The sequence below is a fragment of the Microvirga vignae genome (genome assembly GCF_001017175.1).
In the GTDB taxonomy this organism is placed as follows: Bacteria; Pseudomonadota; Alphaproteobacteria; order Rhizobiales; family Beijerinckiaceae; genus Microvirga; species Microvirga vignae.
Genome location: NZ_LCYG01000056.1, coordinates 15,309 through 39,138, shown reverse-complemented (window position 1 = coordinate 39,138; position 23,830 = coordinate 15,309). Strand labels below are relative to the sequence as shown.

Below are 23,830 nucleotides of genomic sequence, written 5' to 3'. Positions count from 1 at the left end.
CATGGTGGAGCCGCTGCTCTCCGTCAGAGGGCTGACCAAGCATTTCACGCCGACGAGCTTTTCCCGTGGTCCTGTTGTGCGTGCGCTCGAGAATGTTTCCTTTGATGTCGCACGCGGCGAGGTCGTCGGCCTCGTCGGAGAATCAGGCAGCGGCAAGACCACCGTCGGGCGCTCCGTGCTGCGCCTTATCGAGCCGACGACAGGTGAGGTTCGTTTCAACGGCATCGATCTCACCAAGCTGTCAGTCGCCGAGATGCGCCGGCAGCGCAAGCACATGCAGTATATCTTTCAGGACCCCTTCGCGAGTCTGTCGCCACGAATGACGATCGGCCAGATCCTGACCGAAGGTCTTCATATTCAACGCATCGGAACGCGCGAGGAAAGAGAGCATCGGGCCAAGGCGGCACTCGAAGCGGTGGACCTGCCGGCCGACGCTTTCGATCGATATGCTCATGAGTTTTCCGGCGGCCAGCGTCAGCGCGTTGGCATTGCGCGTGCCTTGGCACTTGAGCCGCAATTGATCGTGGCCGACGAGCCTGTCTCGGCACTCGATGTCTCGATTCAGGCCCAGATCATCAATCTGCTGCGCAGCCTGCAAATGCGTCTCGGACTGACCATGCTGTTCATTTCGCATGACTTGGCGGTTGTCGAATATATCTGCGACACGGTCATCGTGCTCTATCTCGGACGCATCATGGAGGTCGCACCGAGCGAAGCGCTTTATGCCGATCCACGGCACCCTTATACGCGCGCGCTGCTCTCTGCGATTCCAGACCCGGATCCTGCCAAATCCCGCACCCGGCAGATCCTGAAAGGCGATATCCCAAGCCCGGCAAACCCGCCCTCGGGTTGTGTTTTCCGCACGCGCTGCCCTTACGCAGTCGATCGGTGCGCAGCGGTGGTGCCACCCCTCGAAGAAGTTTCGCCGGGACATTTCAAGGCTTGTATCCGGCATGAGGTTAGCGGGTGAAGTTGGTGAGCGAAGGTTTGTCCAATGAACGGCCTGATCTCTCCCTTGCGTGGCTCTCCCGTACTTTGTGCGGATTATGAACGTAGAATAAACCAAGAGAATCGACGTCCACATGAATCCAGCTTCGGCTCACAGGGGATAGATGAACACTCATATCTTCTGCGGTGCGTTGCATCGTGCGACTTCACTATCCGACACTCGGAGGGTTTGAGGTATGCAGCCGACGGATCACCAAACAGACGCATTGATGCGGCAGTCTGCGAGAAATGGCACGATGTCGCGTTTACGCGGCAATTGGGCGACGCTCCTTCTTCCAATCGCCGATGACGATTCGATCGACTTCGACCGGCTCGACGTCGAAATCGACGCGTTAATCAACGCTAGAGTCGACGGTGTTTATTCGAATGGAACGGCCGGTGAGTTCCACAATCAAACGGAAGCTGAGTATGACAGGATTCAAGAGCTTCTTGCGGATCGCTGTACCGCCGCCGGAGTCCCCTTTGTCATCGGCGCCTGCCACCCGGACCCGCTGGTCTCATGCAACCGGATCCGTCGAGCCGCACGGCTTACTCCTGACGCCATCCAGGTGATCCTGCCAGACTGGGTGCCGGTTACTGATTCCGAGGCCGTAGATTTCCTCTCAATGGCGGCCGATGCCGCATCGGGAGCGCCACTCGTATTGTATAATCCGCCTCACGCCAAACGAGTGTTCGCTCCGGCGGATCTCGGAGCAGTGCTTCGACGGGCAGGTTCTGCTGTGCGTGGCGTCAAACTTGCCGATGGTGATGCTGCTTGGTACTCCGCGGCGCGACAGCATCTCACCGATTGGGCTGTTTTTGTGCCTGGCCACGATCTTGCGACAGGTGTCAGAGAAGGAGTCGCGGCAGGCGCCTTCTCCAATATCGCCTGTCTCAGCCCTCGTGGCGCTCAACTCTGGACCGATTGGATGTCGTCCAATCTTCCCGCTGCTCTCGAACTCGAACGCAGGATCCGGGTGTTTCTGGACACATACATACTGCCATATCGGACCGACAGCGGTTACTCCAATGCTGCGCTCGATAAGCTGCTGGCCGCCATCGGCAATTGGGCCCCGGTCGGGACCCGCTTGCGCCGCCCCTATCGCTGGATCGCAGAGGCAGAGGCCGACCATTTGAGATCAGTTGCGCGTGCAAGTATCCCCGAAATATTTCAGGGTTAAGACATGAACGCCATGGACCTTGATGGCCCGATGATCCTGCTCAATGCGATTATCAAGACAGGCACTTGCCGGATGCGGATGGATTTCAGGCGATGCCTTGATCTGTCGCAAGGGGCGGAAGCTGTCGATGAGCGTGGGCTTTTCGCCCCACGCATAAGTTCCGGTGAGATTGATGGGTTCTGTCGCAAACTCGTTCTGACGTGCCAATACTAGCCGATCCGCACCGACCGGCTCCTGCAGAATCAATGGGTTAATGCCCCTGCCACAGTGGCGAAATGGCGCGAGAAATGCCTCTACTTCGAATTTGCGACAGAACCATCGGTAGAAGTCCGCTCTGCTGCGTTCTTGGACGAGGCTTCATCGCACAGCTGATAAAGGTATTCGCCCATTTGGCCGAGACTCTGCTTGTATCATCCCGCGCCCGCGGAACAGGGCTGCAACGAGATCGGACTGTGTCACGATCCCGACAAGCAGGCTGTCACGATCAACAATCGGGACCTGATGCAGCCCTGCATCTGCCATGCGAGGAACCAGTTCTGCGACAACTGCGTCCTGCCGGGCCGTCTGAACAGGCGATGTCATGATTTCTCCGACCTTGCGATCAAGCCGGATCACCCGCCGGGCAATCTGAGGAACACTCATTTGGAATCCGGTGCGCAAGTCCCAGTCACTGTGCTTGATAAGATCCGTTTGGGTGATGATCCCAATCGCTCTGTGATCGCCAGAGACGACAGGTAGGGCTTTGATGTGATGCTGCCGAAAGAGTTTCCATGCGTCACGCAAGCTCGTCTCTGGGGTGACCGTTGCCACGTCCCGCGACATGATCTCAGCGCAGGTCATCCCTCCAAAGCGGCGGTTGTATGCCTGCATCTCCAGCCGCCGAAACAGATCTTCCAGGCTGTCACGATCCATGTCGATCACTTGGTCGTATTGGTTGAGAACAATATCGAGGTCAGTGGCTTTGACCCCAACCCGCTCCATTGGTGTAGGATCCGAGGTCTTATGGCGGTTTACGGGAGCGGATTTAGACAGGTGGGGATACCGCTTGCCGGTCAGGTTGTTGAAGATCAGGGCAACGACGAGCATAGCCAGCGAGCCCGCCCCAACAGGCCAGACCACAAAGCCAAATCCGGCCGCCTTGATGGTCGGGCCGCCAAGAACAGCCATGAGAGCCAGAGCACCACTAGGCGGGTGAAGGCACCGCAGGACGAACATCATGGCCACTGAGAGTGTTCCGGCCATAGAAGCAGCTATCAGCTCTTCTGGAATCCATCGGGCACAGGCTACCCCGATGGCTGCTGAGATCATATTCCCGCCAAGGATCGACCATGGCTGCGCCAGCGGGCTGCCTGGTAGAGCAAACAGGAGGATTGCAGACGCGCCCAAAGGAGCACTCAGAAGAGGGAGTCCTTCCATCAAATCGCGGGATCTCGTCCCTATGAGGCCCAGGAGGAGAATGCCGATCAGGACGCCGGCGCAGACCCGAAGCTGCTCGATGCGACTGACAGGAGTGAGATCAGGGATGAGGCGTTTGAACAAAGACACAGGCTGAAGCACGTTGTTTTTCGGGAGGGCTGCGAAGAGCAGGTGTCGTAGCCGAGCACCTCTTGCATCGAGTGGAGGCGTTCTTAGTTCGGGAAGAATGTGATTCCTAGAGGTGGGCTTGATGATCTCGGCTCACGAAGGGACAACAAGATCCGCGAGGCTTTGATGATTGCGGCATGACCATCAGGCTGCCGGCGTGGTCCTGCGGGTGTTGTCATATGCGGACGCTCCCTTTTGGCAGGGGTTTTGTTGAACGTGAGCGCAAGCGGCCGGGCGCAGCCATATCGACGGCCTGTCAGTGCGGCTCATGGGCCTGCTGGCCCTGATGGAAGTCCGCGGATCAGGTCCCAGTCACATTAGCGAGCTCGAAGCCCTGCCAATGCCCCGGGTTGTCCTGATCCCGGCTCGACCGGTTTGCATCACGCCACCGTCACCCTTCTCAAACTGAAGACCTCAACTCATGGCGGCGCTCAAGCGGCAGTTCTCACAGGTCCACGATAAACATCTCCTCTGGCCAGAAGCGCCCAAGCGATCCGAGCCATCTTGTTGGCCAGCGCAATCGAGGCCAGCCGGGCTGGCTTCCTGGCCGGCAAAGCTGTGATCCAGGCAGAGCTGACCGCTGTGGCTAAACTGCTTTATTATGTTCTTCGAAGTATTGTCGGAGCGACTTGCCCACGCCTTCGATATGCGTCTTCAGGAGCGCGCAGGCTGCGGAGATCTTGCCATTCTTGCAGAGGCGCACGAGTTCTGCGTGCTCGATCTCAGCGCGCTCCATGCCACCTGTCAGCGACAGCTGGAGCCGTGTATGCCTGTCACATTCCTGAAGAAGGTTCGCAACAATTGCCTGAGCGCGCGGCTGTCCAGCATGTTGGTACAGCACGTTGTGGAACTCGGTATTCAGCTCACCCCAGCGCCTGACATGTTTAGCACGGAGCTCTGAGCCGTATTCCTGAAGGATTCGATCAAGCCTGTCATAGTCCATTTCTGTCAAATATCGGGCAGAGGCTTTGAGTAGCCGCGGCTCAAGTAGCATCCGGAGCTCGAAGAGTTCCTGCACTTCCTCCATCGACAGTTCCGAGACGATTGCGCCACGATGTGGAAGGATCTTCACCAATCCTTCGGCCTCCAGTTGCATCAGGGCCTCGCGGACGGGGATGCGGCTGACACCGAATTCCGCCGCCAAGGCGTCTTGGCGCAGTTGAAGGCCCGACTTCAAGTCACCATCCACGATTCTTCGCCGCAGCTCCTCCGCCACGGCAGAGGCGATAGTCCTATGCTGAAGGGACTTGTGGGCGGGTCTGGAAGACATGGCTCTCAAGATCGTCAGATATAGATGATCAGGATGGGAAAACTTTATAGCGGGCTTGCCCGATGGTGGAACTCAAGTCGATGAACAGCGCTCGTGCGATCCTGGGCAGAGGCGAACAGCTTGCCGGAGCTGACATTGTCATATGTGGTCGCATGCTCGTCTCGGGCTTGTCCCTTGGCATCGGAGGCTCAAATCTGCGTCATCTCACGTTGAGCGTTAGGCTGGAAAATGGTTGGCGGGCATTTCGCCCGCCTCAAGTGATAGAGATGATGTCTCAGAGCGTGGCGCCAACCTTGCGCAGCTCCGCGAGAACGGGAGCCTTCGGGAGCCAGATCTTGTCGTATTCGGCGATCACCGGGTCCGCATCCTTCACATCAGCGACGACGATCTTGACGGGCTGCTTTGAGAAGTTCTCCAAGAGGCCAGGCTGGTTGGCCACGATCTCATCGATCTCGGCATCAAGCGCCGCGCGGGTTACTTTGGAGATCAGCTCACGGTCGGCTGCTGGCAGGGTGGTCCAGACCCGGCCGGAGACCAGCGCGATCATCGGCATGTGAACGGCATTCATCCGCAGGATGGTCTTGGACACTCGATCAAAGCGCTGGTTCCAGGAGAAGTCGAGATCTGCCTCAAGGCCGTCGACCTGGCCGTTGGCCATTGCATCGAACACCTGCGGAGTCGGGATCGGTGTGGGGGCGGCTCCCAGGATCTGGTAGAAATCGCGGAAGGCGGGGGTCGGATTGATACGCAGCTTCATGCCTTTCAAGTCGGCGACGGACGAGATGTCCTTGGCCGAGAAAACCGCGCGGATCGACGTGATGCCCCAACCAAGGCCGATCGTGCCGGTCTCCTTTGGAAGATAATCGAACAGTCCGAGCGCGACCGGATGGCGGACGAGCTTCGCCACAGCCTCCGTGGAACGCACCACGTAAGGAGCATTGATCGCCGCGATCGCCGGGACCCGCGAGCCAAGCTCGGCTGCTTGGATGAAGGCCATATCGAGGGCACCCGACTGGAGCTGCTGCATCATGGCGCCTTCGTTACCGAGCTGACCGGCATGGAAAACGGTGAGCGACAGGCGACCGTTGGTTTCCGCCTTCAGAGTCTCGCCGACTTTCAGGGCAGCGTTGTTCCAGGGATGGTTCGGGGGCGTAATGAGGCCGAGGCGGAACTCACGGCTCTGAGCGCGTAGCACCGTGGGGGCCGCAAGTGGTAGCGCGGCGCCTGCTGCTAGGGCCAAGAGATGTCGGCGGGAAATCGTCATGATTGATGCTCCGTGCATTCTTCGAGTTAGTTGACGAGGGCAAGCGAGAGGGTGGGCCATACTGACAGGATGATCAGCATCAGGAAGGCAATGACAAAGAAGGGGAGTGTCACCATAAACATCTTGCCCGGCTTAGCCCCCGTGACGGCGGCGGCAACGAAGAAGCAGAGGCCGACGGGGGGCGAGAGAAGCCCGAGCACCAGGTTGATCACAACGACAACCCCGAAATGCCGCGGATCGACATGATAGACCTCGGTGGCAATCGGCAGGAGGATAGGCACTGTCATGATCAGGCCCGGTACGCCGTCGATGACCGTACCGATGATGATCAAGATAACGTTCACCAGAAGCATGAAGGTGACCGGATCACGGGCAACCGACTGAATCCAGCCCGCCACTTCCTGAGGAACCTTGCCGAAAATCAGGATCCAAGAGAACACCGCCGCGGCGGCGACCAGGAACAGAACGATCGCCGAGTAGATCCCTGATCGGAGCAACATTTCCGGGACTTGGGAGAAGCGGAACTCGCGTGTCCAGTAGCGGCCAACCAACGCCGCCGCAATTGCTCCCACGGCGGCTGCCTCCGTAGCATTGGCGAGCCCTGTGAGGATGGAGCCGACGATCACCACCGGGATGGACAATGTGGGCAACGCGCGGAGCACCGTCATCAGGCGCTCGCGCGGCGTCATGCGTGCGCCAGACGGAAAATTGTAAACGAAGCCCATCACTGCAATGATCGTGCAAAACAGCACCGTCAGCAGGACTCCCGGAATGATGCCGGAGATCAGCATGTCAGAAACGGGCACTTGCGCCAGCACGCTATAGACAACGAACATCACCGATGGTGGAATGATCGGACCAAGCATTCCCGCGTAGGCAGTGAGACCTGCCGCGAAGGTCTTGTCGTAACCTTGGCGCTCCATCTCGGGCACCATGATCTGCGACATGATGGCGACTTGAGCAGTGGCCGAGCCCAAGATCGATGCGACGAACATGTTGGCGAGCACGTTCACGTAAGCCAAGCCGCCTCGCAAAGCCCCCACGAAGGCCATTGCCATTTCGACGATACGGCGCGTGATACCACCCCCGTTCATGATCTCGCCGATCAGGATGAAGAGCGGAATGGCGATGAGACCATAACTATCGACACCGCTGAACATTTGCAGCGGATAGGATTGGAACAGCACTGGATTGCCTGAGGCCGCGATATAGACGATACCCGCGAGGCAGAGGCACAGGCCAATCGGCACGCCAACCAGCATGATGGCAACAAAGGCGGCTGAAGTGACCATTAGTTGATCCCGTCACTGGTGGTGGCGTGGAATCCCGGAAAGGCGCTTTTCTCGGCGATGCCGAGATCTTCTAATGTGTTAGCAAGGCCATGCAGCGTCATTGAGACGGCGAAGATCGGCAGGGTGAGATACACGACCCAACTCGGCCAGTTCAGCGTCTGGGTCTGTTCCGTATAGAGGAAGTTGAAGGTCTCACCTGCATAAGTCTTGGCATCGAAGCCCGCACGGGCGATGCCGATCGGGTCCATCCACAGCCAGCACATAATACCGAGACCAAAGCCGAAACCAACGACTGCCAATGCGGAGATGATCCGTGCAATCTGCTGTCCGCGTGGAGAGAGCCGTTCGGTAAGCATGGTCACGGCAAAGTCGAGCCGAAGCCTCGTCATCGCCGAGGCCCCGATGAACGTCAGCCAGACTGTCGCATAAACTGCCGATTCATCGATCCAGTAGATCGGCAGACCCGCATAGCGGGTCGAGACATTCACCAGGATCAATAGGGTCAGGAGAGCCATGAGGCCCATGATCGCGAAGCGTTCAACGGCGAGCAGTCCATTGGACAGGCTAGTGACCACGCGAATGGGCAAGGATGTCGTAAATGCATCAGACCATGACGCACGCACCGACTGTGATTGCGATTGGGGCGCTTGCAACAACACGGCTCCTCTGAAGCTGAATACATAAGGAATATAGTATACAATCTACGTGTCAAGCAGACAGAAGAGGCAGTTTTGCCGGTTTCGTCGCAAATCCTCACGTAGCTTGAGTGAAGGCCGGGCAGGAGCTCAGGTCAGGCGGCAGCGCTGAATCGACGAGCAACAAAGTCACTCTGAGCCTTCATATCATCTGCTAATACGCTGATCACTTGACTCGTGCGGATCACCGCCATCACCTGATAGCCGAGAGTCGGCTGCGAGGCAGTTTGAAAACTCTTGAAGCCCAATCCGGCTCCGACCAGACGTTTGATGCGCCGATGCTCCTGCGCGACGATGTTATTTGAGAACCTCACCCGCCGGAGTTTCGCAAAGCGCCATAACGCCCCTCCTGCTTCATAGCTTTTATCGCCATGGGGTAGGCGGCGTTCTTATCCATGGTGCGTGGATTAACCATATGGGGCTGCCCTAAAGCCTTGCGGGAGGGTGTTGTCACGTTAACCCGATCCTGATGATCAGACGGGTACATGGGCCGGCATGACCAAGCCCGTCAGTTACGAACGACATCGCTTTCCTATGTGCTCGACGCCAGATCATGCCGGCCGTTGAGCACCGTTCGCACAAAGGCCTGAACAACCGCGCGGAGAATTCGCATCTGCACGAGCTCGCCGACACAGTCGCGTCGGTATCGGGGTTGATGCACGGGCTTGAGGCGCTGCTTGCGATCCTGTCAGAGGCCCTCGGCCAGCATCCAGCGCCGCACCGTCTCGACGCCAAGATGAAGGCCATGCCGTTCGGACAGCTTCTCACAGGCGAGTGTCGGGCGGAAATCCGCATAGTTGACCCGGATCAGGGCCAAGACTTCGGCCCGCAAGGCTGGTGGGTAGCTGCGGTTGCTGGGCTTGCCGCGGCGGCTCGACACCAGGGCTGTCGGCCCGCGCTGTCGAAACCCCTTCAGGGGACGAAACACATGTCGGCGTGTCAGCCGCAGCAGTTGCGCCGCTTCCTGGACCGTGATGTGCCGCGCCATGACATCGCGCAGCACCTGCATCCGATCGATCTCCAGACGACTCATGGTGATCACCGTCATGGGACCCGAGCTCCCCGTTACCTGCACCCGGGGAGGGTGACATCTGTAACGGGCAGTCCGGTGACATCTCTAACGGTGTTCTACACGGGATCTCCTCGAAGGTGTCGTCTGTCGCCTCAATTACAACGTTGCTTCCGCAGGCTCCGTCAGCGAGGCCATGTCGATCACGAAGCGATAGCGGACGTCGCTGCGCTCCATGCGCTCGAAAGCCTCGTTGATCTCGTCCATGCGGATCGTCTCGGTCTCGGGCAGGATGTTCTTGCGGGCGCAGAAGTCGAGCAACTCCTGCGTCTGGGCGATGCCGCCGATGGGAGAGCCGGCGACGCGCCGCCGCCCGAGCAGGAGCGGCACAGAGGACATTTCGTCGAGAGGGCCAACCTGACCCACGATCACCAGCGTGCCGTCCACGTCCAGCAGCGGGAGGTACGGGTTGAGGTCATGCTTGTTCGGGACGGTGTCGATGATGAGGTCGAAGCCGTTGGCGGCTTGGGCCATTGCGTCCAGATCCGTCGAGACGAGGAGCCGATCGGCCCCGAGCGCGAGTGCATCGGCCTTCTTGTCGGGCGTCCGACTCATGACGGTCACCTGGGCACCAAGGCCGGCGGCGAGCTTGACGGCCATGTGGCCGAGACCACCCAAGCCGATTACGCCGACGCGGCTGCCCGGGCCGATGCCCCAGGTGCGCAGTGGCGAATAGGTGGTGATGCCAGCACACAGCAGCGGAGCCGCCCGGGAGAGATCGAGCCCATCAGGGACACGCAGGACGAATTCCTGCCGGACCACGACATGCTTGGAGTAGCCGCCATGGGTCATCTCCTGCGTGATGCGGTCGAGACCGCCATAGGTCATCGTATTGCCTTCGCGGCAGAGCTGCTCCTCGCCCTTCCGGCACTGGTCACAATGCTGGCAGCTATCGGCCATGCATCCGACGGCGACATGATCGCCCGCCTTGAAGCGCGTGACCTCGGGACCGACCGCGATCACGCGGCCGACGATCTCGTGCCCGGGCACGACCGGGTAGTTCGACCAGCCCCAATCGTTGCGCGCCCAGTGCAGGTCAGAGTGGCAGACCCCGGCATAGAGGATCTCCATCGCGACGTCGTTCGGGCGCAGTGCCCGCCGTTCGAAGGAGAAAGGTTGAAGGCGGGCACCGGCGGACGGAGCGGCGTAGCCGAAGGTCTTGTAGCGAAAGCTGGCCATGGTGTTGGTTCCAATCTCTTGGGCGGACATGTTGAAGGGGTAGTGGATGGACTCCGGCACGGAACCCGACGCCGTGCCGACCGATGGCTGGACCCGATTCCGGCCAGTTCATTGACCGGGGTGTGGGCTGCTCACGTCGGTTCGGGCGACCCTGCCCGCTTCGCCACGAAGGCCAAGAGGCCGGAAGCGACCAGCATGGCTGCGCTGGCGGTGAAGGTGCTCTGATAGCCGCTCATGTCGAACAGGAAGCCGCCGACGGTCGCGCCCAGGGTGATCGCCAGTTGGATGGCGGCGACCATCAGCCCGCCGCCAGCCTCGGCATCCTCGGGCAAGGTCCGAGTCAGCCATGTGTTCCACGCCACGGGGGCGGGGGTGCCGACGAGGCCCCAGACGCCGAGCAAGGCGGCGGTGGCGGCAAGCCGGCTTCCGAGTGCGATCAAGCCGACGGCGATCACGGCCATCGCAAGCGGAATGGCGATCATGACGCCATACACGCCGTTCTTCAGGAAGGATCCGATGAGGAACGTCCCGACGAGGCCGGTCACACCCAGGAACAGCAGGATCAGGGATAATCTTGGGACATCGACACCGGTGACCACTTCGAGGAAGGGACGCAGGTAAGTGAACAGCGCGAACTGGCCCATGAAGAACAGCGTCACCGCCGCCATGCCGTAAGCCACCACGGGCCGACGGAGCAGCCTGAACACGTTCCCCGATCCCGTCCGCTGCCCGGTATGCATGGAGGGCAGGCTCGCCAGCAGCCAGGCCAGCGCGACGGCCGCCAGGGGCACCACGCAGAAGAAGGCCCCACGCCATCCGATGTACCCGCCGAGGAAGCTGCCGAGAGGTGCTGCCACCGTCGCGGACAACGCGGTCCCGCCCTGCAGGATCGCCAGCGCACGGGGCACGCGGTCCTCCGGCACGAGGCGCATCACCGCCGCGGTCGACATCGACCAGAACCCGCCGATGGCAACACCGAGGACCGCTCTGCCGGCCATGAGGATCGTGTAGTTCGGAGCAAGGGCCACGACCGACCCGGAGGCGATCAGGGACAGGGCCAGGACGAGCAGGACGGTTCGCCGGTCCCGCCCTGCCGTCAGGCCCGAGATGAACAGGCTCGTAAGCACCGCGAAGATGCCCGAGACGGAGATGGCTTGCCCGGCTTGCCCTTCCGTCATCCGGAGGTCGGAGGCGATCGGGGTCAGGAGACTGACGGGCATGAATTCCGAGGCAACGAGCACCATGCAGCACAGTGCCATGGCGAGGACCGCACCCCATGCAGGCGCGCGGTCGTGTATCGTGTCGCTTGGGGAAGCGTATCCTACGGTCATCAGGGTCCTGGAACTTGGTTGTCCGCTCCGGGCCGGACCCGGAGCGACGACAGGGATGGGACGACGCGCCGTGTGCCCTCGGGGAGGTCTGGCGGCGCGTCGTGCTGCGGACCCGGAACATAGGCCATCCGCGCAGGGGCGATTAGAGGCCGGGACGCGCATGGACTTATTAGTGTGGCTCATGAATGACGTGTGAGGAGGATCGCGAACTGCCGTGCCTGAACACGATTGATGAGCCGTGCTCATAGGCGCATGCGCCGCAGCGCCCCTAATTCCCTGCAGTTCCGCTTGCTACTGTCCGGCCGAGACCAGGCATCGGCCTGCGCAGGAAAGGACGTGTGTGGGATGAAGGGAAGGGTTTGGCGTTTGGCGCTGTCGTCGATGGCTTCCGCACTGGCTGCGATGAGCGGATACCTTATGTTGCCTGAGGGCAGGGGGCCGACGCCGGCCCGTGCCCACACGAATGCGGTCACGTTCCCGCCGCTCGAGAAACTCGAGCACTACACCACGGTACGGCGCGGCGTGACCCGGGAGCACATGCTCACCAGCCGCGCTGCGCTCGATGCCATCAAGGCCGACCAGGCGGTGCCGACGGGAACGCATGTCGTCCTCGTGGACTACCAGAGCGACGTCCTGCATCGCTACCTCGTCGCCCAGAAGATGGGGAACGGCATCGACGACTGGCAGTACCAGTGGTTCCGGCCGGACCGCTCGATCAAGGCCGATGAGAACACGGCGCAATGTTATGCCTGCCACCAGCGGTCGCGCCGGGATCGGCAGTTCATGTTCACCTTCACCGACGCGCTCAGCTTCAAGTGATGGCGCCGGAACTCCCGTTGAAAGCGAGCACGCCATCATGAAAACCATCGTCGTCAAACGCCTCGCGTTACCCGCCGCGATGGCGGCCCTCCTGCTGCTCGCGCTCGCCTATTGGTGGCTGGAGAACCTGCCGCACGAAATATTCGGCACGGCATTGTTCGCCTTGCTCGCCTGGCACATCGCCGTGAACCGGATCTGGTTCATGAACCTGTTCAGGGGAGACTACGACAGGCGGCGCGTCATCACGCTTGTGCTCCATCTGCTGTTGATCGCCAACATGGCGGTTCTCCTGGTGACGAGCATCGTGATCTCGAAGTCCGTGTTCGGCCTCCTTCCCATTCCGGACAGCATCTACCTGCGCGATGTGCATTGGTTCGCGGCATATTGGGTGATGATCATCGTCGGCGTTCATCTCGGCCTGCACTGGACGCGCGTCATGGCAATGATGCGCACGACCTTGAGGCTCTCGCCGGACAATCCTCCGAGAACGTTCGTGCTCCGCATCGCGGCGGCGATCCTGGCGGGCTTCGGCGCATGGAGTTTCTCGGTGCTCGGCGTGTGGGCCAAGCTGACGTTCACCTACAGCCTGGACTTCTGGGACTTCGACGCCTCGGTGACGCCGTTCTTCGGACATTGGGCAGGTGTTGTGGGCCTTCCGGCCATCATCACCCATTATGGAATGATGGTGCTGAGAAACCACCGCCGTACCGCACCTGCTGGCAGGCAGCAAAGCCGGCTTTCCGCAGGCGCGTCAAAGGAAGCGGCACGTGCGTGAGCGCGTGCCGCCCAGCCGTTCATGTGATGTTCCGAGTTGATCCGCGATGGCGCAGCGCCTCCACCAGAGCGACGAAAGCGGGCGACGACTGGCGGCGGCTCGGGTAGTAAAGATAGTAGCCATCCCAATAAGGGGAATATTTTTGGAGGACGCGCACGAGCCGTCCCTGCTCGACGTATGGCAGGATGATTTCTTCCGCCATGTAGGACAATCCGAAGCCGTCGAGTGTCGCTTCCAGAACGTCGAAGCTGTTGTTGAAGGCTAGTTGACCTTCGACACGGATCTTGATTTCGCGGCCATTCTCCTCGAACTCCCACGCGTAGAAACCGCCGGACGTCGGAAGGCGAAAGTTGATGCATGTGTGACCGACGAGGTCCTTGGGATAGACTGGTTTCGGACGGTTGGCAAAGTAGGATGGCGCACCAACGACCGCCAGGCGGAAATCCGGGCTGATCCGAGCGGAGATCATGTCCTTCGCGAGATGCTCGCCCATGCGCACGCCGGCGTCGAAACGCTCGGTGACGATGTCGGTCAGCCCGTTGTCCTGCACAAGCTCGACCTTGATGTCGGGATAGTTCGGGAGAAACTTTCTCAGCTTGGGCCAGAGGACGTACTTGATCGCATAGTCGGACGCAGTGATGCGGATGGTCCCGGCCGGCTTGTCGCGCAGCTCGCTGAGAGCCTCTACCTGAGCCTCGATCTCGTCGAAGTGCGGGCCGATGCTCTCGAGCAGGCGTTCGCCCGCTTCGGTGACGGAGACGGCCCGTGTCGTGCGAGTGAGCAGGCGGATGCCGAGCCGGGCCTCAAGCTGGCGGATGGTGTGGCTCAGGGCCGACTGCGAAACACCGATCTTGGCCGCGGCCCGCGTGAAGCTGCGCTCCCGGGCGACGGCCAGGAAGGCGATCAGGTCATTGATGTTCTCGCGCGCCATTCATGAATGCCTCTCATGTAATGCTGCCGTTTATAGTGGATAATCGATCGCCCAGACAGAACCCGTGGTCGGAAACCTCGCGACCGTTTCCTGCCGCCGCGCCAACCGCGACGTGCGGAGGTGGAGTTCCCGACAGTAGTGGGCAAGGCAAGAGGCCCTGCCAAGAGATTGGAGTATCTGCGGCTTTCCGCTTCCGGGATCTGCCGGTGACGACGGGCTGCCTCGAGGGCTGCCGGCGATTTATGAATCCGGCTCATGTCAGCATGCGATGGCGCTCATCTAATAGGGATGCGCTTGTGGCGATAAGCTGATGGTGTCGTTTCAGGTGCCGATGACTCGATCGGCGGCAGCGGTCGAGGCACCTCCCGCCGCCGAACGATTTGCTCGCTGGAATGAAGGATTCGGCTGGAGGTCGGCACCACGCGGAGCCGATGATCACGATAAGAAACCAAGAGGCACCGCAAATGAAGTCAGACACCTTCCTCACACGCAGGGGCCTGCTCGGAACGGCACTGTCGGGCGCTGCGTTGCCGCGTTCGACCCTGGCTCAAGCGCAGTCAAGCCGAAAACCGGACACAAAGAGCATGAGAATAGAGATCGCTTTCAGCAGCCACGTCTTTACGGCCGCACTTTACGACAATCCTTCGGCGAGGGACCTCGTCTCGATGCTGCCGCTGGAACTGACGATCGAAGACTACTCCACCAATGAGAAGATCGCATACCTGCCACGGAAACTGACCGAGGAAGAAAGTGGCCCCTTCAGGAATGAGGCCGCGGGCGATCTTTGCTATTATGCCCCATGGGGGAATCTCGCCTTCTTCTACGCCGGCTACAGCTATTCACGCGGGTTGATCCGCCTCGGCCGGCTCGATCACAGCTTCGAGCCGCTCCTCACGCGCGGCAAGTTTCCCCTGCGCATCAAACGCCTGTGAAGCAACACGTGACGGGAAGGCCCGTCCGGTTCGCGGGCTGTGCGACGACCGCGCGGCGGCTGGGGCATGGAGAGGTTCGCGGTTCGTGTCCAAGGTGAGGCCGCCGATGCCGGGTACCGATTGCAATGAGCGCCTCCCGCAACGTGTGGGACAGACGATGGAGAGCCCCTCCCGTTCGGAAGAGGCTCTCCATGCGAGCATTCGGTTCGATCGTCAGCAGGATGATGCTGCCAGCCTCGCTCAGGCCGTGAGATGCCGATCGAAGAAGGCTTCGAGCTTGTCCCACGGGATCAGGTTGACGCGGTCGTACAGGTCGACATGCCCGGCGCCTGGCACGATATGGAGTTCCTTCGGCTCGGCCGCGAGCTTGTAGGCATCCTCGCTGAACTCGCGGGAGTGAGCCTGGTCACCCGTGATGAAGAGCATGGGACGGGGAGAGATCGTCTCAATGTCATTGAACGGGTAGAAGTTCATGAACTTGACGTTGCTGGTCAGGGTCGGATGCGTGGTGAGCTGCGGCGACTGACCCTTGGAAGTGAACTCACCCCTGGGAGTGCGGTAGAAGTCGTAGAACTCACGCTCAATGGCGTTGGAACTTGGGGTGATCTCATGGACCGTCCCGCTCGTGTACCGAGTCTGGCCGCCCGTGTACTCCACATAGCGCTGCTCGGCCGCGGCCTCGATAATCTTCTTCCGCTGCTCGACGGTCTGCGAGCGTCTGAGCGCGTTGCGGTTGGCGGCACCCATGTCGTACATGCTGACGGTCGCAATGGCCTTCATGCGCGGATCGATCTTGGCCGCACTGATGACGAAGCTCCCGCTGCCGCAGATCCCGATCGCTCCGATCCGGTTCCTGTCGACGAACGGCTGGGTTCCCAGGAAGTCGACCGTGGCACTGAAAGCCTCGGCATAGATGTCCGGCGAGACGAGGTTGCGGGGCTCGCCATCACTCTCGCCCCAGAAAGGCAGATCGATGGACACAGTGACGAATCCCTGCTCGGCCATCTTCGTGGCATACAGGTTCGCGCTCTGCTCCTTCACCGCACCCATCGGATGCCCGACGATGATCGCCGGATGTCTCGCATTCCGGTTGAGGTCGTTGGGAGTGAAGAGGTTCCCCGCGACGTCCATCTGATACTGGTTCCTGAAGGTGACCTTCTGCACGGTCACTCTGTCGCTGGTATAGAAGTTGTTAGCACCGTTCGACATGTCTTGAGCCCTTGCAGATGGGACGTTGGCGGCCGCCGCGATGCCGAGTGCCGCGACACCCACGCCGGCCATCTTCAGGAGGTCGCGCCGACCGATGTCGAGGCCGGGCTCCCGGTCCGTTGAGGTTTCGGTTCCAATCTGCTTGTTCATGTCTGGATCTCCTTTGACGCTTGAAAACGTAGTCCAGACGAGGCGATTGGATTAGGCTCCTTCCTTCGCTTGTACTTATGAGAAGGGCTCATCAGTCGTGCCGATTGCGCTCGCCGGCAAAAGGCGTCAGGTCATCTGATCGGTATTGACGACGATGGCAGCGCCGAGCGTAGAGACCGCGGCGTCGGATTTACCGCTGTGGCCTATGTCGAATGGACGCCGGATGGAGATCGATCGTTGTTGCCGGGCCGGTGAAGTGAGAAGCCAGGCCATTGGCACGCTTCCTCGATCAGGCCGTATCGGTTTCGGCGCGAGGGACATCAGCGCAAGGCTCTCAGCCGGCTAGGACGACGGACTTTCCTCCACACGGTAGTGGAGCCACACCATGCCGCCTTCCAGAGTTTCCGTGGTGAGAAGCCGGAGCGATTGACCGGCCGCGGGCTTCTCATCGGGCTCACCTGCATACCCGAAGATGCTGGGCACCCCGGCCAGTCCATCGATGCCTGGATAGACGAGAAGGCTGATCTCGTCGATCAACCCCACCTTCAGGAACGCGCCGTTGATCGTCCCACCGCCTTCCAAGAGAAGGGTCTTGATGCCGAAGGTCCCGCCGAGGATGTCCATCGCACGGTGCAGATCATGTCCGTCCGGACCCGCGAACAGGTAGGATACGCCGTCCTCATGCAACTCGGCCAAATACTCGTCCGTCACCTGCTCTCCAATGACGGTCACGATATGGTCGCTGCCTGCATTGTCGCTTCCGTAGTGCAGCCGTCCATGTGGGTCGATGGCAACCGCAACGTTGCGCCCCTTGCGATCGGCGACATGCGGCGCGCGAAGGTTGTCCGGACACGATCGAGGCGTCCGTGCAGTGCCTCCGGCGTAGTCCTCCATTGTCTTCCGACCGACGATCCATCCGTCGGCATCGAACCTTGCCGCGACCTGATCGTAGTATCGATGTACGATGTCGCTGTCGATCCCCGCTGCCGGGGGCGTCCAACGATCGACGAGCAAACGCCCATCGATTGAGCTGACCATGTGGCAGATGATCGTGGGACGCATGCGGTTCTTCTCTCTTCCGTTATCCAGGCAGCCAATTGAGCGTGCCTCAGTTGGCTGCCTTCTCGAGGATGGCGCCTTGCTTTCGGAGACCGTCTCAGGTGTCGGGATCCGGATGGACACCTTCCTTACTGATCAGTTCCGATATTGCTCGTCGGTGACGTGCTCAAGCCAGTCGACGTTCTTGCCGTCGACCATGTTCGTGATGGCGATGTGACCCACTCCGGTGGTTGCGGTGGCTCCGTGCCAGTGCTTGACGCCGGGCGGTGTCCAGATCACGTCGCTTGGCTTGATCTCGCGCTTCTGGCCACCTTCCTCCTGAACCCAAGCCGGTCCCGGATGTGACGATCAGGATCTGGCCTGCCGGATGGGTATGCCAAGCGGAGCGCGCACCCGGCTCGAACGTGACGAGACCACCCGACGAGGTCGTGTTCGCGTTGGGCGCGTACAGAGGGTCGACGGTCACGGACCCTGTGAAGGTCGGCGCAGGCCCCTTGGCCGAGGGGCGCGAGCCGTTCGGGGAGATGACGGTGCTCTCCGCAAGGGCCGGGGTCACGGCAAGAAGCGCGAGCGAAACGGCGGTGCCGAGAAGGTTCCTCATGTCTGTCCCGTCTCATGTCTCAGGTTGCGGGTTGGGTGCCCACGGCAGTCAGTGCCGCCGTGGGTGAGATGACCAGCATGAGGGTCACCGCTGGTACTGCTCTTCGCTGACCTTCTCCATCCAATCGACGGCTTTGCCTTCGAGCGATTCCTGGATGGCGATGTGGGTCATGGCCGTAGTCGGCGACGCGCCGTGCCAGTGCTTCTCGCCCGGCGGGAACCAGACCACGTCGCCGGGACGGATCTCCTCGATCGGACCGCCCTCGCGCTGAACCCAGCCGAGACCTGCCGTCACGATGAGGGTCTGGCCGAGGGGATGGGTGTGCCATGCTGTGCGGGCACCCGGTTCGAACGTCACACTGGCGCCGCCGACCCGTGCCGGATCGCTGGCCTGAAAGAGGGGATCGATGCGAACGGTGCCGGTGAACCAATCGGCGGGCCCTTTGCCGGATGGCTGAGAGCCGACTCTCTTGATGTCCATGGTTTCAATCCTTGTGACTGTGCGCAGAACGGATCTGCTGTCGATTACGGAACTAGGGGCTGGAGGCCTACGCGATTAGGGATCCAAATCAGCATGCACCTATTAGCCGTGGTTATGAATGGGCTGGGACTTCACGAGCCGCGCCGCAATGACGGCTGCCCCGAGCACCACCATCGCGCTGATCAGGAACACCGTGCCGACGTCTGCGCAGCTCGCGACCAACCCCAGGAGCGGGCTGGTGATGCCGAGTGCCAAGTCCAGGAATGCGGTGTAGGCCCCCATGGCGAGGCCGCGGCTATCCGGCGGCGTGCCGTGCACGGCCTCGATGCCGAGACCAGGGTAGACCAGTGAGTAGCCGACGCCGGTGAGGACAGCCCCTCCCAAGGCGACGGGTGCTCCAGGGGCGAGCCAGATGAGCGCCTGTCCGGCAGCCTCGATCAGCACGCTGACCAGGGCCACCCTGGCGCCGCCGAACCTGTCCGGCAGGTGGCCAAAGAAAATGCGCACCACCATGAAGGACGATGCAAAGGCGGTGAAGGCAAGCCACGCCGGACTCCAGCCGCGGTTGACGAAGAGCAGCGAGATGAATGCGGTGATCGCGCCGAATCCGATGCTGCTGAACGCCAAGCCGAGCCCGGGCACCCAGACCGCGCCGATCACCTTCGTGAAGGCAGGATTGCCGCGATGCTGCGGCGTGATCGGCCTCAGTGGTGCAACCAGCAGAAGGGTCGCGAGGGGCATCAGGGTGGTAGCCAGAGCAATCGCCGGGAAGCCGTAGCTCGCGTAGAGGAAGGAGCCCAGCGGGGCACCCAGTGCGAAGGCGGCGTACATTGACGTTCCGACCCAGGCCATGACCCTGCCTGCCGAACGGATATCGACAAGCGCCAGTCCCCAACTCAGCGCCCCCGTGATGATGAAGCTTTCCGCGGCTCCGAGCAGCGCTCGACCCAGCAGCAGGATCGTGGCCGATGCCGCAGGAGTGCCGACGAAGGCAAGCGACACGAGATAAAGCAGCCCCGCTCCAGCAGCCATCAGCAGGCCGACGGCGACCGCGTGCTTGGCACCACGGCTGTCGGAATAATGGCCCGACCACAGTCGCGAGATGAGAGCGGCCGCGAACTGGCTTCCGGTGATGAGGCCGACCATGAAGGTGCCCAGGCCAAGGCCTTGGTTCACGTGCAGGGGAAGCACCGGCAGGGCGAGGCCGATGATCAGGAACGCGATCAGCACCACCGCCATGATCGGCACGAGCGGCGCCACCGGCGAACGGGGAGAGCTGACGGACATACGGCCTCATCAAGAAGTGATGACGGAAAGCTAGCAGGTGTCGCATCATGCGATTAGACGACATTATCCGCATGGGCTCATTAGAGGGACTTATGAATGCCGGGTGAGAACCTGAACGATCTCCTCGCGTTCCTTGCCGTTGCGAGGGAGCGTAGCTTCACGAAGGCCGCGGCACAGATCGGGGTCTCGCAATCCGCCTTGAGTCAGACGATCCGCCAGCTTGAGGAGCGGCTTGGGCTGCGGCTTCTTACCCGGACCACCCGTAGCGTCTCGCCGACCGAGGCCGGGACGCGCCTGCTCCAAAGCGTCGGCCCGCGGCTGGACGAGATCGAGGCTGAGATCGAGGCCCTGAGCGAATTCCGGGAAAAGCCCGCCGGGACCATCCGGATCACGGCCACCGACTACGCGATCGAACACCTTCTTTGGCCGAAGCTGGAAAGGTTCCTGCCCGATTACCCGGACATCAAGGTCGAGTTGAGCAATGATTACGGGCTGACGGACATTGCCGCCCAAGCCTATGATGCCGGCGTGCGCCTCGGAGAGCAGGTCGCCAAGGACATGATCTCTGTGCGGATCGGACCGGATATCCGCTTTGCCGTGATCGGGGCGAGGTCCTATTTCGACAAGCATCCGGTTCCCCAGACACCCGAGGACCTGATCAACCACACCTGCATCAACCTGCGCCTGCCCACCCATGGCGGGCTGTATGCGTGGGAGTTCGAGAAGGATGATCACGAACTGAGGGTGCGCGTGGACGGCCAGCTCGTCTTCAACGGCATCAACCAGATCGTGAATGCGGCGGTGGCCGGGTTCGGTCTCGCACATGTGCCGGAGGACTTGGCACGCCCCTATCTGGCCCAGGGGCGTCTCATCCGCGTGCTGGAGGATTGGTGCCCGATCTGGCCGGGATATCACTTGTATTATCCAAGCCGCCGCCAAGCTTCGCCGGCCTTTGCCCTACTGGTTGACTCGCTCCGCCACCGGGAACGGTGAGGCGATCCCGGCCGGGATCGCCTCCTGGTGGATCAGCTAGGACACCGTGACGGCGATCCAGCCCCTGACCTTGTCGCCGATCGAACACAGCAGCTTGGGATCCAGCGCGGATGGACTTTCCATCTCCTTCGCACCGGCTGCGTAAATATCCTGCGGCTGCATGGGTGCTTCCACGGCCGACATCGCGACCAAGAGAACGGTGAGAAGTCCCACCGCCACGACCAACTGCGAACCGATCGGTCTGGCGCCGTCCATCACGTCGACGGCGAAGTCGGGCTTGTCCCGGTGTCGAATGCGGGGCATGTCGGCACTCCTTTCCATTGTTGCGTTCCATGAGCATTATCGGGAGGGGAGTAGATCCGACCGAAAGAGTGGCCGGATCATTCACAACTCCGCCCGTCGGCGGGCATAGCCCACTAGCTGGGACGGCCTTCGAAGACGCTCTTGGCCACTGGAAGCGCCGAGAAGACGTTCGGCCAGCCAGCATAGAACGCGAGGTGCGTCAGGATCTCCGAGGCCTGCTCCTTCGTCAGTCCGTTATCCATTGCCCTGTTCAGGTGATACGGGATCTGGCCCACTTGGCCGGAGGCGATCAGGGAACTGACCGTGACGAGGCTCCTGTCCCGGGGGGCGAGGTCCGGGCGCAGCCACAGGTCCTTGAACAGGATATCGGTCGTGTACTGCACGACACCTGGGGCGACCTGACCGAAGTTCTGCTGGACGCCCATGGCACGTTGGGCTTCGGCGGTCTCGTTGAGCGGGAGCAGTTGCGGCGAGGCCGCGGGAAGCTGATCGGCGCCGATGCCGCGCTGGACAAAGACTTCCTTCGTGACGGCAACCGCCGACATGGCATTCGCCCAGCCCGAGTAGAAGGCCAGATGGGTGATGATTTCAGAGATTTCTGCTGGCTTGACGCCGTTCTCGAGCGCCAGGGCAATGTGACGTGGCAGCTCGACGGCCTGGTTGCGAGCGATCAGCGTGGCCACGGTGACGATGCTGCGGTCGCGCGGTGTCAGGCCGGGCCGCTTCCACAGGTCCTCCTGGATCGTGCCGCTGGCGTACTTCTCGAGTGCAGGCGAAACCCGGCCAATGTCGCCGGAGGTCAGCGAGAGGTTCTCCCCGGTGGTGCCCTGAGCCTGATTGGCATGGGCCAGTGACGCACCAAGGAGCGAAAGCGACGCCAGGGTCGCTGCAAGCAGTCTCATGTCCGTGTCCTTTTGATCGGGTCGAGCCGTCGGGCGCGTCAGGTGCCGCGCTCCGCTGACACCAATGATAAGTGCCCGTTCGGCTCCGATTAGCCTCTCAGTCCCGATAGGACTTATCGCTCCGGCTTATGAATGCGCCGAAAGCTCAGAAGGCATCCAGCATGTCGGGCACCGCATGGGTCGGCAACCGGGATGCGAGGCATTCATAAGTCACGCTAATAGCCCCATCCGAATTTCAGCATCTAGTCATCGCGGTGCCCGGAAGTAGCATTCGTGGCCGGGGCCAGCGCCTTCCATCGAAGCAGACGGTGGGGCGCGGTGGGCCTTGCCTCGGAAAGCCTGAAACCTGGAGCGACTGCATGCGCAACGAACGTGGCAATCTTCATCCTGACCATGGTCGGATGTCGCGGAGCCGCGGGAAGGCCCTTTACGCTGCTGTCGCGCTCGCCGCCGCGACGTTCCTGGCTTTCCTGCCGACCGCTCCGGTCGTCGCCCACCATGGGTGGAGTTCCTTCGACACGCGGCGTGCTTTCTACGTGACGGGCACCGTCACCTACGTGCGCTGGGGCAATCCCCACAGTGAGGTTACCCTTCGGATCGAGAAGGCAGGCCTCCCGGCCAACTGGGCCGCAAGGGAACTGCCCCAAGGCGCGGACGAGCGGGACGGTCGGGCGACGATGGCATCCGCACGCCCCTATGAAGGCGAGCACAGCGAACTGCATCTGGTCCTTGTGGGACCGAGCTGGATGGAACGGTGGGGCTTGAACCGTCCGTTGCGGGTCGGCGAAAGGATCGAGGCAGTGGGATATGTCAGTGCCAACGGAGCCGATGACCTGCGTCCCGTGATGTTCTGGCTCGCGGACGGGCAGGGCGTCTGGCAGCAGCTGACGGCGTTTCCGCAGCGTCCGGAGCCTGCTCCGCAGGGCCGGGACTGATCGAAGGGATCGAACGCTCTTTCGGGACAACTGTTTCGAGGGAGCATCCGGCGAGATAACGACAAGGACCGCCCATGGGAATCATGAGCTGGCTCGCGCAGGTAGGTGGCTGGTTGGAGCAGTCGGGCATCGGCGAAGCCGTGCGGATGACGCCGTTCCTGTATCCGATCCTGGAAAGTCTACACATTCTCGGGATCGCGCTGCTGGTCGGCCCGGCGATGGCGGTGGACCTGCGTCTCCTGGGCATCGGCCGAAGCATCCTGCCGGTCACGATCGTGTCCCGATACCTGCTGCCGCTGTCCCACGCGGGTTTCGGCCTGGTGGCCGCCACCGGGGCCGCGATGTTCACCGGCATCGCCCTGTCCGTCACCATGAGCCCGGCGGCTCCGTAGAAATTCGGATTGATCGGCATCGCGGGCCTGAACATCCTCGTCTTCCACACGGGAGTGTACCGCACGGTGAAGGATTGGGACCTTCTGGCCCGACCACCGTTCCGGGCGCAGCTTGCGGCAGTGGTCTCGGCATTGTCGTGGATGGGCGTCATCGTCGCAGGGCGCTTCCTGGCATACTGACCGGCACGGCTCCAGTCGAACATTCGCCGC

General features: G+C 61.5%; 27 protein-coding genes and 3 pseudogenes. 10 read left to right on the top strand and 20 right to left on the bottom strand.

The annotated features are described in order from the left end of the window. Position 1: 1 nt before the first annotated feature. Positions 2-970 (top strand): ABC transporter ATP-binding protein, encoded by a 969-nt coding sequence (locus tag AA309_RS20720; protein WP_047190922.1) that lies wholly within the window; start codon positions 2-4, stop codon positions 968-970. Positions 971-1,244: 274 nt separating this feature from the next. Beyond that, positions 1,245-2,168 (top strand): dihydrodipicolinate synthase family protein, encoded by a 924-nt coding sequence (locus tag AA309_RS20715; protein WP_047190997.1) that lies wholly within the window; start codon positions 1,245-1,247, stop codon positions 2,166-2,168. On the opposite strand, the gene AA309_RS36125 is transcribed toward AA309_RS20715, so the two are convergent. From AA309_RS36125 to AA309_RS32295, 8 genes and pseudogenes are all read right to left on the bottom strand, one after another. Next, positions 2,127-2,414, bottom strand: coding sequence for a hypothetical protein (locus tag AA309_RS36125; RefSeq protein ID WP_210166518.1), 288 nt, complete (start codon positions 2,412-2,414; stop codon positions 2,127-2,129). The two genes, AA309_RS20715 and AA309_RS36125, sit on opposite strands and share 42 nt — an antisense overlap. A gap of 111 nt (positions 2,415-2,525) precedes the next feature. Beyond that, positions 2,526-3,713 (bottom strand): HPP family protein, encoded by a 1,188-nt coding sequence (locus tag AA309_RS20705; protein WP_047190996.1) that lies wholly within the window; start codon positions 3,711-3,713, stop codon positions 2,526-2,528. A 470-nt stretch (positions 3,714-4,183) separates the two neighbouring features. Further along, positions 4,184-4,321, bottom strand: a pseudogene (locus AA309_RS34505) (IS110 family transposase); the annotation flags it as partial. A 17-nt stretch (positions 4,322-4,338) separates the two neighbouring features. Then, on the bottom strand, positions 4,339-5,022 hold the full coding sequence (locus tag AA309_RS20700; RefSeq protein ID WP_047190920.1) for a GntR family transcriptional regulator: 684 nt from the start codon (positions 5,020-5,022) through the stop codon (positions 4,339-4,341). Between the two features lie 274 nt (positions 5,023-5,296). Then, positions 5,297-6,286 carry a TRAP transporter substrate-binding protein gene (locus AA309_RS20695; protein WP_047190919.1) on the bottom strand — a complete coding sequence of 330 codons (990 nt, stop codon included), beginning with the start codon at positions 6,284-6,286 and terminating at the stop codon, positions 5,297-5,299. A gap of 26 nt (positions 6,287-6,312) precedes the next feature. Then, complete coding sequence (locus AA309_RS20690) at positions 6,313-7,578, bottom strand: TRAP transporter large permease (RefSeq protein ID WP_047190918.1); 1,266 nt, start codon at positions 7,576-7,578, stop codon at positions 6,313-6,315. Next, a complete protein-coding gene (locus tag AA309_RS20685) occupies positions 7,578-8,102 on the bottom strand; it encodes a TRAP transporter small permease subunit (protein WP_084731456.1) in 525 nt (174 codons plus the stop codon). The genes AA309_RS20690 and AA309_RS20685 overlap by 1 nt, the downstream gene beginning before the upstream one ends. A 266-nt stretch (positions 8,103-8,368) precedes the next feature. Continuing rightward, positions 8,369-8,587, bottom strand: a complete 219-nt coding sequence (locus tag AA309_RS32295) for a hypothetical protein (protein WP_052954891.1) — start codon at positions 8,585-8,587, stop codon at positions 8,369-8,371. A gap of 221 nt (positions 8,588-8,808) precedes the next feature. On the opposite strand from AA309_RS32295, the pseudogene AA309_RS34500 reads away from it, so the two are divergent. Beyond that, a pseudogene (locus AA309_RS34500) lies at positions 8,809-8,889 on the top strand (IS6 family transposase); the annotation flags it as partial. 72 nt (positions 8,890-8,961) lie between these two features. Here the strand turns inward: AA309_RS34500 and AA309_RS20675 are convergent. The 3 genes from AA309_RS20675 to AA309_RS20665 all read right to left on the bottom strand — a co-directional run bounded on the left by AA309_RS20675 (position 8,962) and on the right by AA309_RS20665 (position 11,852). After that, on the bottom strand, positions 8,962-9,321 hold the full coding sequence (locus tag AA309_RS20675) for a helix-turn-helix domain-containing protein (RefSeq protein ID WP_047190916.1): 360 nt from the start codon (positions 9,319-9,321) through the stop codon (positions 8,962-8,964). 120 nt (positions 9,322-9,441) lie between these two features. Then, positions 9,442-10,521: an NAD(P)-dependent alcohol dehydrogenase gene (locus AA309_RS20670; protein ID WP_047190915.1), complete on the bottom strand. Its 1,080-nt coding sequence runs from the start codon at positions 10,519-10,521 to the stop codon at positions 9,442-9,444. 131 nt (positions 10,522-10,652) lie between these two features. Next, positions 10,653-11,852 (bottom strand): MFS transporter, encoded by a 1,200-nt coding sequence (locus AA309_RS20665; RefSeq protein ID WP_084731453.1) that lies wholly within the window; start codon positions 11,850-11,852, stop codon positions 10,653-10,655. 345 nt (positions 11,853-12,197) lie between these two features. On the opposite strand from AA309_RS20665, the gene AA309_RS20660 reads away from it, so the two are divergent. Together AA309_RS20660 and AA309_RS20655 are read left to right on the top strand one after the other, a co-directional pair. Further along, on the top strand, positions 12,198-12,671 hold the full coding sequence (locus tag AA309_RS20660; protein ID WP_150117668.1) for a cytochrome P460 family protein: 474 nt from the start codon (positions 12,198-12,200) through the stop codon (positions 12,669-12,671). A 37-nt stretch (positions 12,672-12,708) separates the two neighbouring features. Beyond that, positions 12,709-13,446, top strand: coding sequence for a DUF4405 domain-containing protein (locus AA309_RS20655; RefSeq protein WP_047190912.1), 738 nt, complete (start codon positions 12,709-12,711; stop codon positions 13,444-13,446). A gap of 19 nt (positions 13,447-13,465) precedes the next feature. Here the strand turns inward: AA309_RS20655 and AA309_RS20650 are convergent, their stop codons facing one another. After that, on the bottom strand, positions 13,466-14,377 hold the full coding sequence (locus tag AA309_RS20650) for a LysR family transcriptional regulator (RefSeq protein WP_047190911.1): 912 nt from the start codon (positions 14,375-14,377) through the stop codon (positions 13,466-13,468). Between the two features lie 464 nt (positions 14,378-14,841). Here AA309_RS20650 and AA309_RS20645 point away from each other — a divergent pair, with 464 nt between their 5' ends. Then, complete coding sequence (locus AA309_RS20645; protein ID WP_047190910.1) at positions 14,842-15,309, top strand: cyclophilin-like fold protein; 468 nt, start codon at positions 14,842-14,844, stop codon at positions 15,307-15,309. Positions 15,310-15,549: 240 nt separating this feature from the next. Here the strand turns inward: AA309_RS20645 and AA309_RS20640 are convergent, their stop codons facing one another. The 6 genes and pseudogenes from AA309_RS20640 to AA309_RS20620 all read right to left on the bottom strand — a co-directional run bounded on the left by AA309_RS20640 (position 15,550) and on the right by AA309_RS20620 (position 20,095). Beyond that, entirely contained in the window at positions 15,550-16,668 is a 1,119-nt protein-coding gene (locus tag AA309_RS20640; RefSeq protein WP_047190909.1) for an alpha/beta hydrolase, read from the bottom strand. A 126-nt stretch (positions 16,669-16,794) separates the two neighbouring features. Continuing rightward, positions 16,795-16,941 carry a hypothetical protein gene (locus AA309_RS35395; protein WP_160310514.1) on the bottom strand — a complete coding sequence of 49 codons (147 nt, stop codon included), beginning with the start codon at positions 16,939-16,941 and terminating at the stop codon, positions 16,795-16,797. A gap of 69 nt (positions 16,942-17,010) precedes the next feature. After that, positions 17,011-17,730: a RibD family protein gene (locus tag AA309_RS20635; protein ID WP_084731451.1), complete on the bottom strand. Its 720-nt coding sequence runs from the start codon at positions 17,728-17,730 to the stop codon at positions 17,011-17,013. A gap of 132 nt (positions 17,731-17,862) precedes the next feature. Further along, a pseudogene (locus AA309_RS20630) lies at positions 17,863-18,328 on the bottom strand ((R)-mandelonitrile lyase). Positions 18,329-18,412: 84 nt separating this feature from the next. Further along, positions 18,413-18,808: a (R)-mandelonitrile lyase gene (locus AA309_RS20625; protein WP_047190908.1), complete on the bottom strand. Its 396-nt coding sequence runs from the start codon at positions 18,806-18,808 to the stop codon at positions 18,413-18,415. A 102-nt stretch (positions 18,809-18,910) separates the two neighbouring features. Beyond that, the gene (locus AA309_RS20620) at positions 18,911-20,095 is read right to left on the bottom strand and encodes an arabinose transporter (RefSeq protein ID WP_047190907.1); all 1,185 of its coding nucleotides are present in this window, start codon (positions 20,093-20,095) and stop codon (positions 18,911-18,913) included. A gap of 96 nt (positions 20,096-20,191) precedes the next feature. Between AA309_RS20620 and AA309_RS20615 the strand changes: the two genes are divergently transcribed. Further along, the gene (locus AA309_RS20615; protein ID WP_047190906.1) at positions 20,192-21,088 is read left to right on the top strand and encodes a LysR family transcriptional regulator; all 897 of its coding nucleotides are present in this window, start codon (positions 20,192-20,194) and stop codon (positions 21,086-21,088) included. A gap of 36 nt (positions 21,089-21,124) precedes the next feature. Here AA309_RS20615 and AA309_RS20610 read toward each other — a convergent pair whose 3' ends face one another. Both AA309_RS20610 and AA309_RS20605 read right to left on the bottom strand, forming a co-directional pair. Continuing rightward, complete coding sequence (locus tag AA309_RS20610) at positions 21,125-21,391, bottom strand: hypothetical protein (protein WP_047190905.1); 267 nt, start codon at positions 21,389-21,391, stop codon at positions 21,125-21,127. A 113-nt stretch (positions 21,392-21,504) separates the two neighbouring features. Beyond that, positions 21,505-22,293: a carboxymuconolactone decarboxylase family protein gene (locus tag AA309_RS20605; RefSeq protein ID WP_047190904.1), complete on the bottom strand. Its 789-nt coding sequence runs from the start codon at positions 22,291-22,293 to the stop codon at positions 21,505-21,507. Positions 22,294-22,652: 359 nt separating this feature from the next. On the opposite strand from AA309_RS20605, the gene AA309_RS32290 reads away from it, so the two are divergent. The 3 genes from AA309_RS32290 (at position 22,653) to AA309_RS35910 (ending at position 23,800) form a co-directional block, all read left to right on the top strand. Further along, a complete protein-coding gene (locus tag AA309_RS32290) occupies positions 22,653-23,228 on the top strand; it encodes a DUF6152 family protein (protein WP_052954890.1) in 576 nt (191 codons plus the stop codon). 74 nt (positions 23,229-23,302) lie between these two features. Beyond that, a complete protein-coding gene (locus AA309_RS35915) occupies positions 23,303-23,620 on the top strand; it encodes a hypothetical protein (RefSeq protein WP_200902018.1) in 318 nt (105 codons plus the stop codon). A 9-nt stretch (positions 23,621-23,629) separates the two neighbouring features. Then, entirely contained in the window at positions 23,630-23,800 is a 171-nt protein-coding gene (locus AA309_RS35910; protein ID WP_200902017.1) for a hypothetical protein, read from the top strand. Positions 23,801-23,830: the final 30 nt, after the last annotated feature.

Coding starts and splice junctions, on each gene's coding strand:
- AA309_RS20720 (WP_047190922.1), top strand. CDS start 2: ATGGTGGAGCCGCTGCTCTCCGTCAGAGGGCTGACCAAGCATTTCACG.
- AA309_RS20715 (WP_047190997.1), top strand. CDS start 1,245: ATGTCGCGTTTACGCGGCAATTGGGCGACGCTCCTTCTTCCAATCGCC.
- AA309_RS20700 (WP_047190920.1), bottom strand. CDS start 5,022: ATGTCTTCCAGACCCGCCCACAAGTCCCTTCAGCATAGGACTATCGCC.
- AA309_RS20695 (WP_047190919.1), bottom strand. CDS start 6,286: ATGACGATTTCCCGCCGACATCTCTTGGCCCTAGCAGCAGGCGCCGCG.
- AA309_RS20690 (WP_047190918.1), bottom strand. CDS start 7,578: ATGGTCACTTCAGCCGCCTTTGTTGCCATCATGCTGGTTGGCGTGCCG.
- AA309_RS20685 (WP_084731456.1), bottom strand. CDS start 8,102: ATGGGCCTCATGGCTCTCCTGACCCTATTGATCCTGGTGAATGTCTCG.
- AA309_RS20675 (WP_047190916.1), bottom strand. CDS start 9,321: ATGACGGTGATCACCATGAGTCGTCTGGAGATCGATCGGATGCAGGTG.
- AA309_RS20670 (WP_047190915.1), bottom strand. CDS start 10,521: ATGGCCAGCTTTCGCTACAAGACCTTCGGCTACGCCGCTCCGTCCGCC.
- AA309_RS20665 (WP_084731453.1), bottom strand. CDS start 11,852: ATGACCGTAGGATACGCTTCCCCAAGCGACACGATACACGACCGCGCG.
- AA309_RS20660 (WP_150117668.1), top strand. CDS start 12,198: ATGAAGGGAAGGGTTTGGCGTTTGGCGCTGTCGTCGATGGCTTCCGCA.
- AA309_RS20655 (WP_047190912.1), top strand. CDS start 12,709: ATGAAAACCATCGTCGTCAAACGCCTCGCGTTACCCGCCGCGATGGCG.
- AA309_RS20650 (WP_047190911.1), bottom strand. CDS start 14,377: ATGGCGCGCGAGAACATCAATGACCTGATCGCCTTCCTGGCCGTCGCC.
- AA309_RS20645 (WP_047190910.1), top strand. CDS start 14,842: ATGAAGTCAGACACCTTCCTCACACGCAGGGGCCTGCTCGGAACGGCA.
- AA309_RS20640 (WP_047190909.1), bottom strand. CDS start 16,668: ATGAACAAGCAGATTGGAACCGAAACCTCAACGGACCGGGAGCCCGGC.
- AA309_RS35395 (WP_160310514.1), bottom strand. CDS start 16,941: ATGGCCTGGCTTCTCACTTCACCGGCCCGGCAACAACGATCGATCTCC.
- AA309_RS20635 (WP_084731451.1), bottom strand. CDS start 17,730: ATGCGTCCCACGATCATCTGCCACATGGTCAGCTCAATCGATGGGCGT.
- AA309_RS20625 (WP_047190908.1), bottom strand. CDS start 18,808: ATGGACATCAAGAGAGTCGGCTCTCAGCCATCCGGCAAAGGGCCCGCC.
- AA309_RS20620 (WP_047190907.1), bottom strand. CDS start 20,095: ATGTCCGTCAGCTCTCCCCGTTCGCCGGTGGCGCCGCTCGTGCCGATC.
- AA309_RS20615 (WP_047190906.1), top strand. CDS start 20,192: ATGCCGGGTGAGAACCTGAACGATCTCCTCGCGTTCCTTGCCGTTGCG.
- AA309_RS20610 (WP_047190905.1), bottom strand. CDS start 21,391: ATGCCCCGCATTCGACACCGGGACAAGCCCGACTTCGCCGTCGACGTG.
- AA309_RS20605 (WP_047190904.1), bottom strand. CDS start 22,293: ATGAGACTGCTTGCAGCGACCCTGGCGTCGCTTTCGCTCCTTGGTGCG.
- AA309_RS32290 (WP_052954890.1), top strand. CDS start 22,653: ATGCGCAACGAACGTGGCAATCTTCATCCTGACCATGGTCGGATGTCG.
- AA309_RS35915 (WP_200902018.1), top strand. CDS start 23,303: ATGGGAATCATGAGCTGGCTCGCGCAGGTAGGTGGCTGGTTGGAGCAG.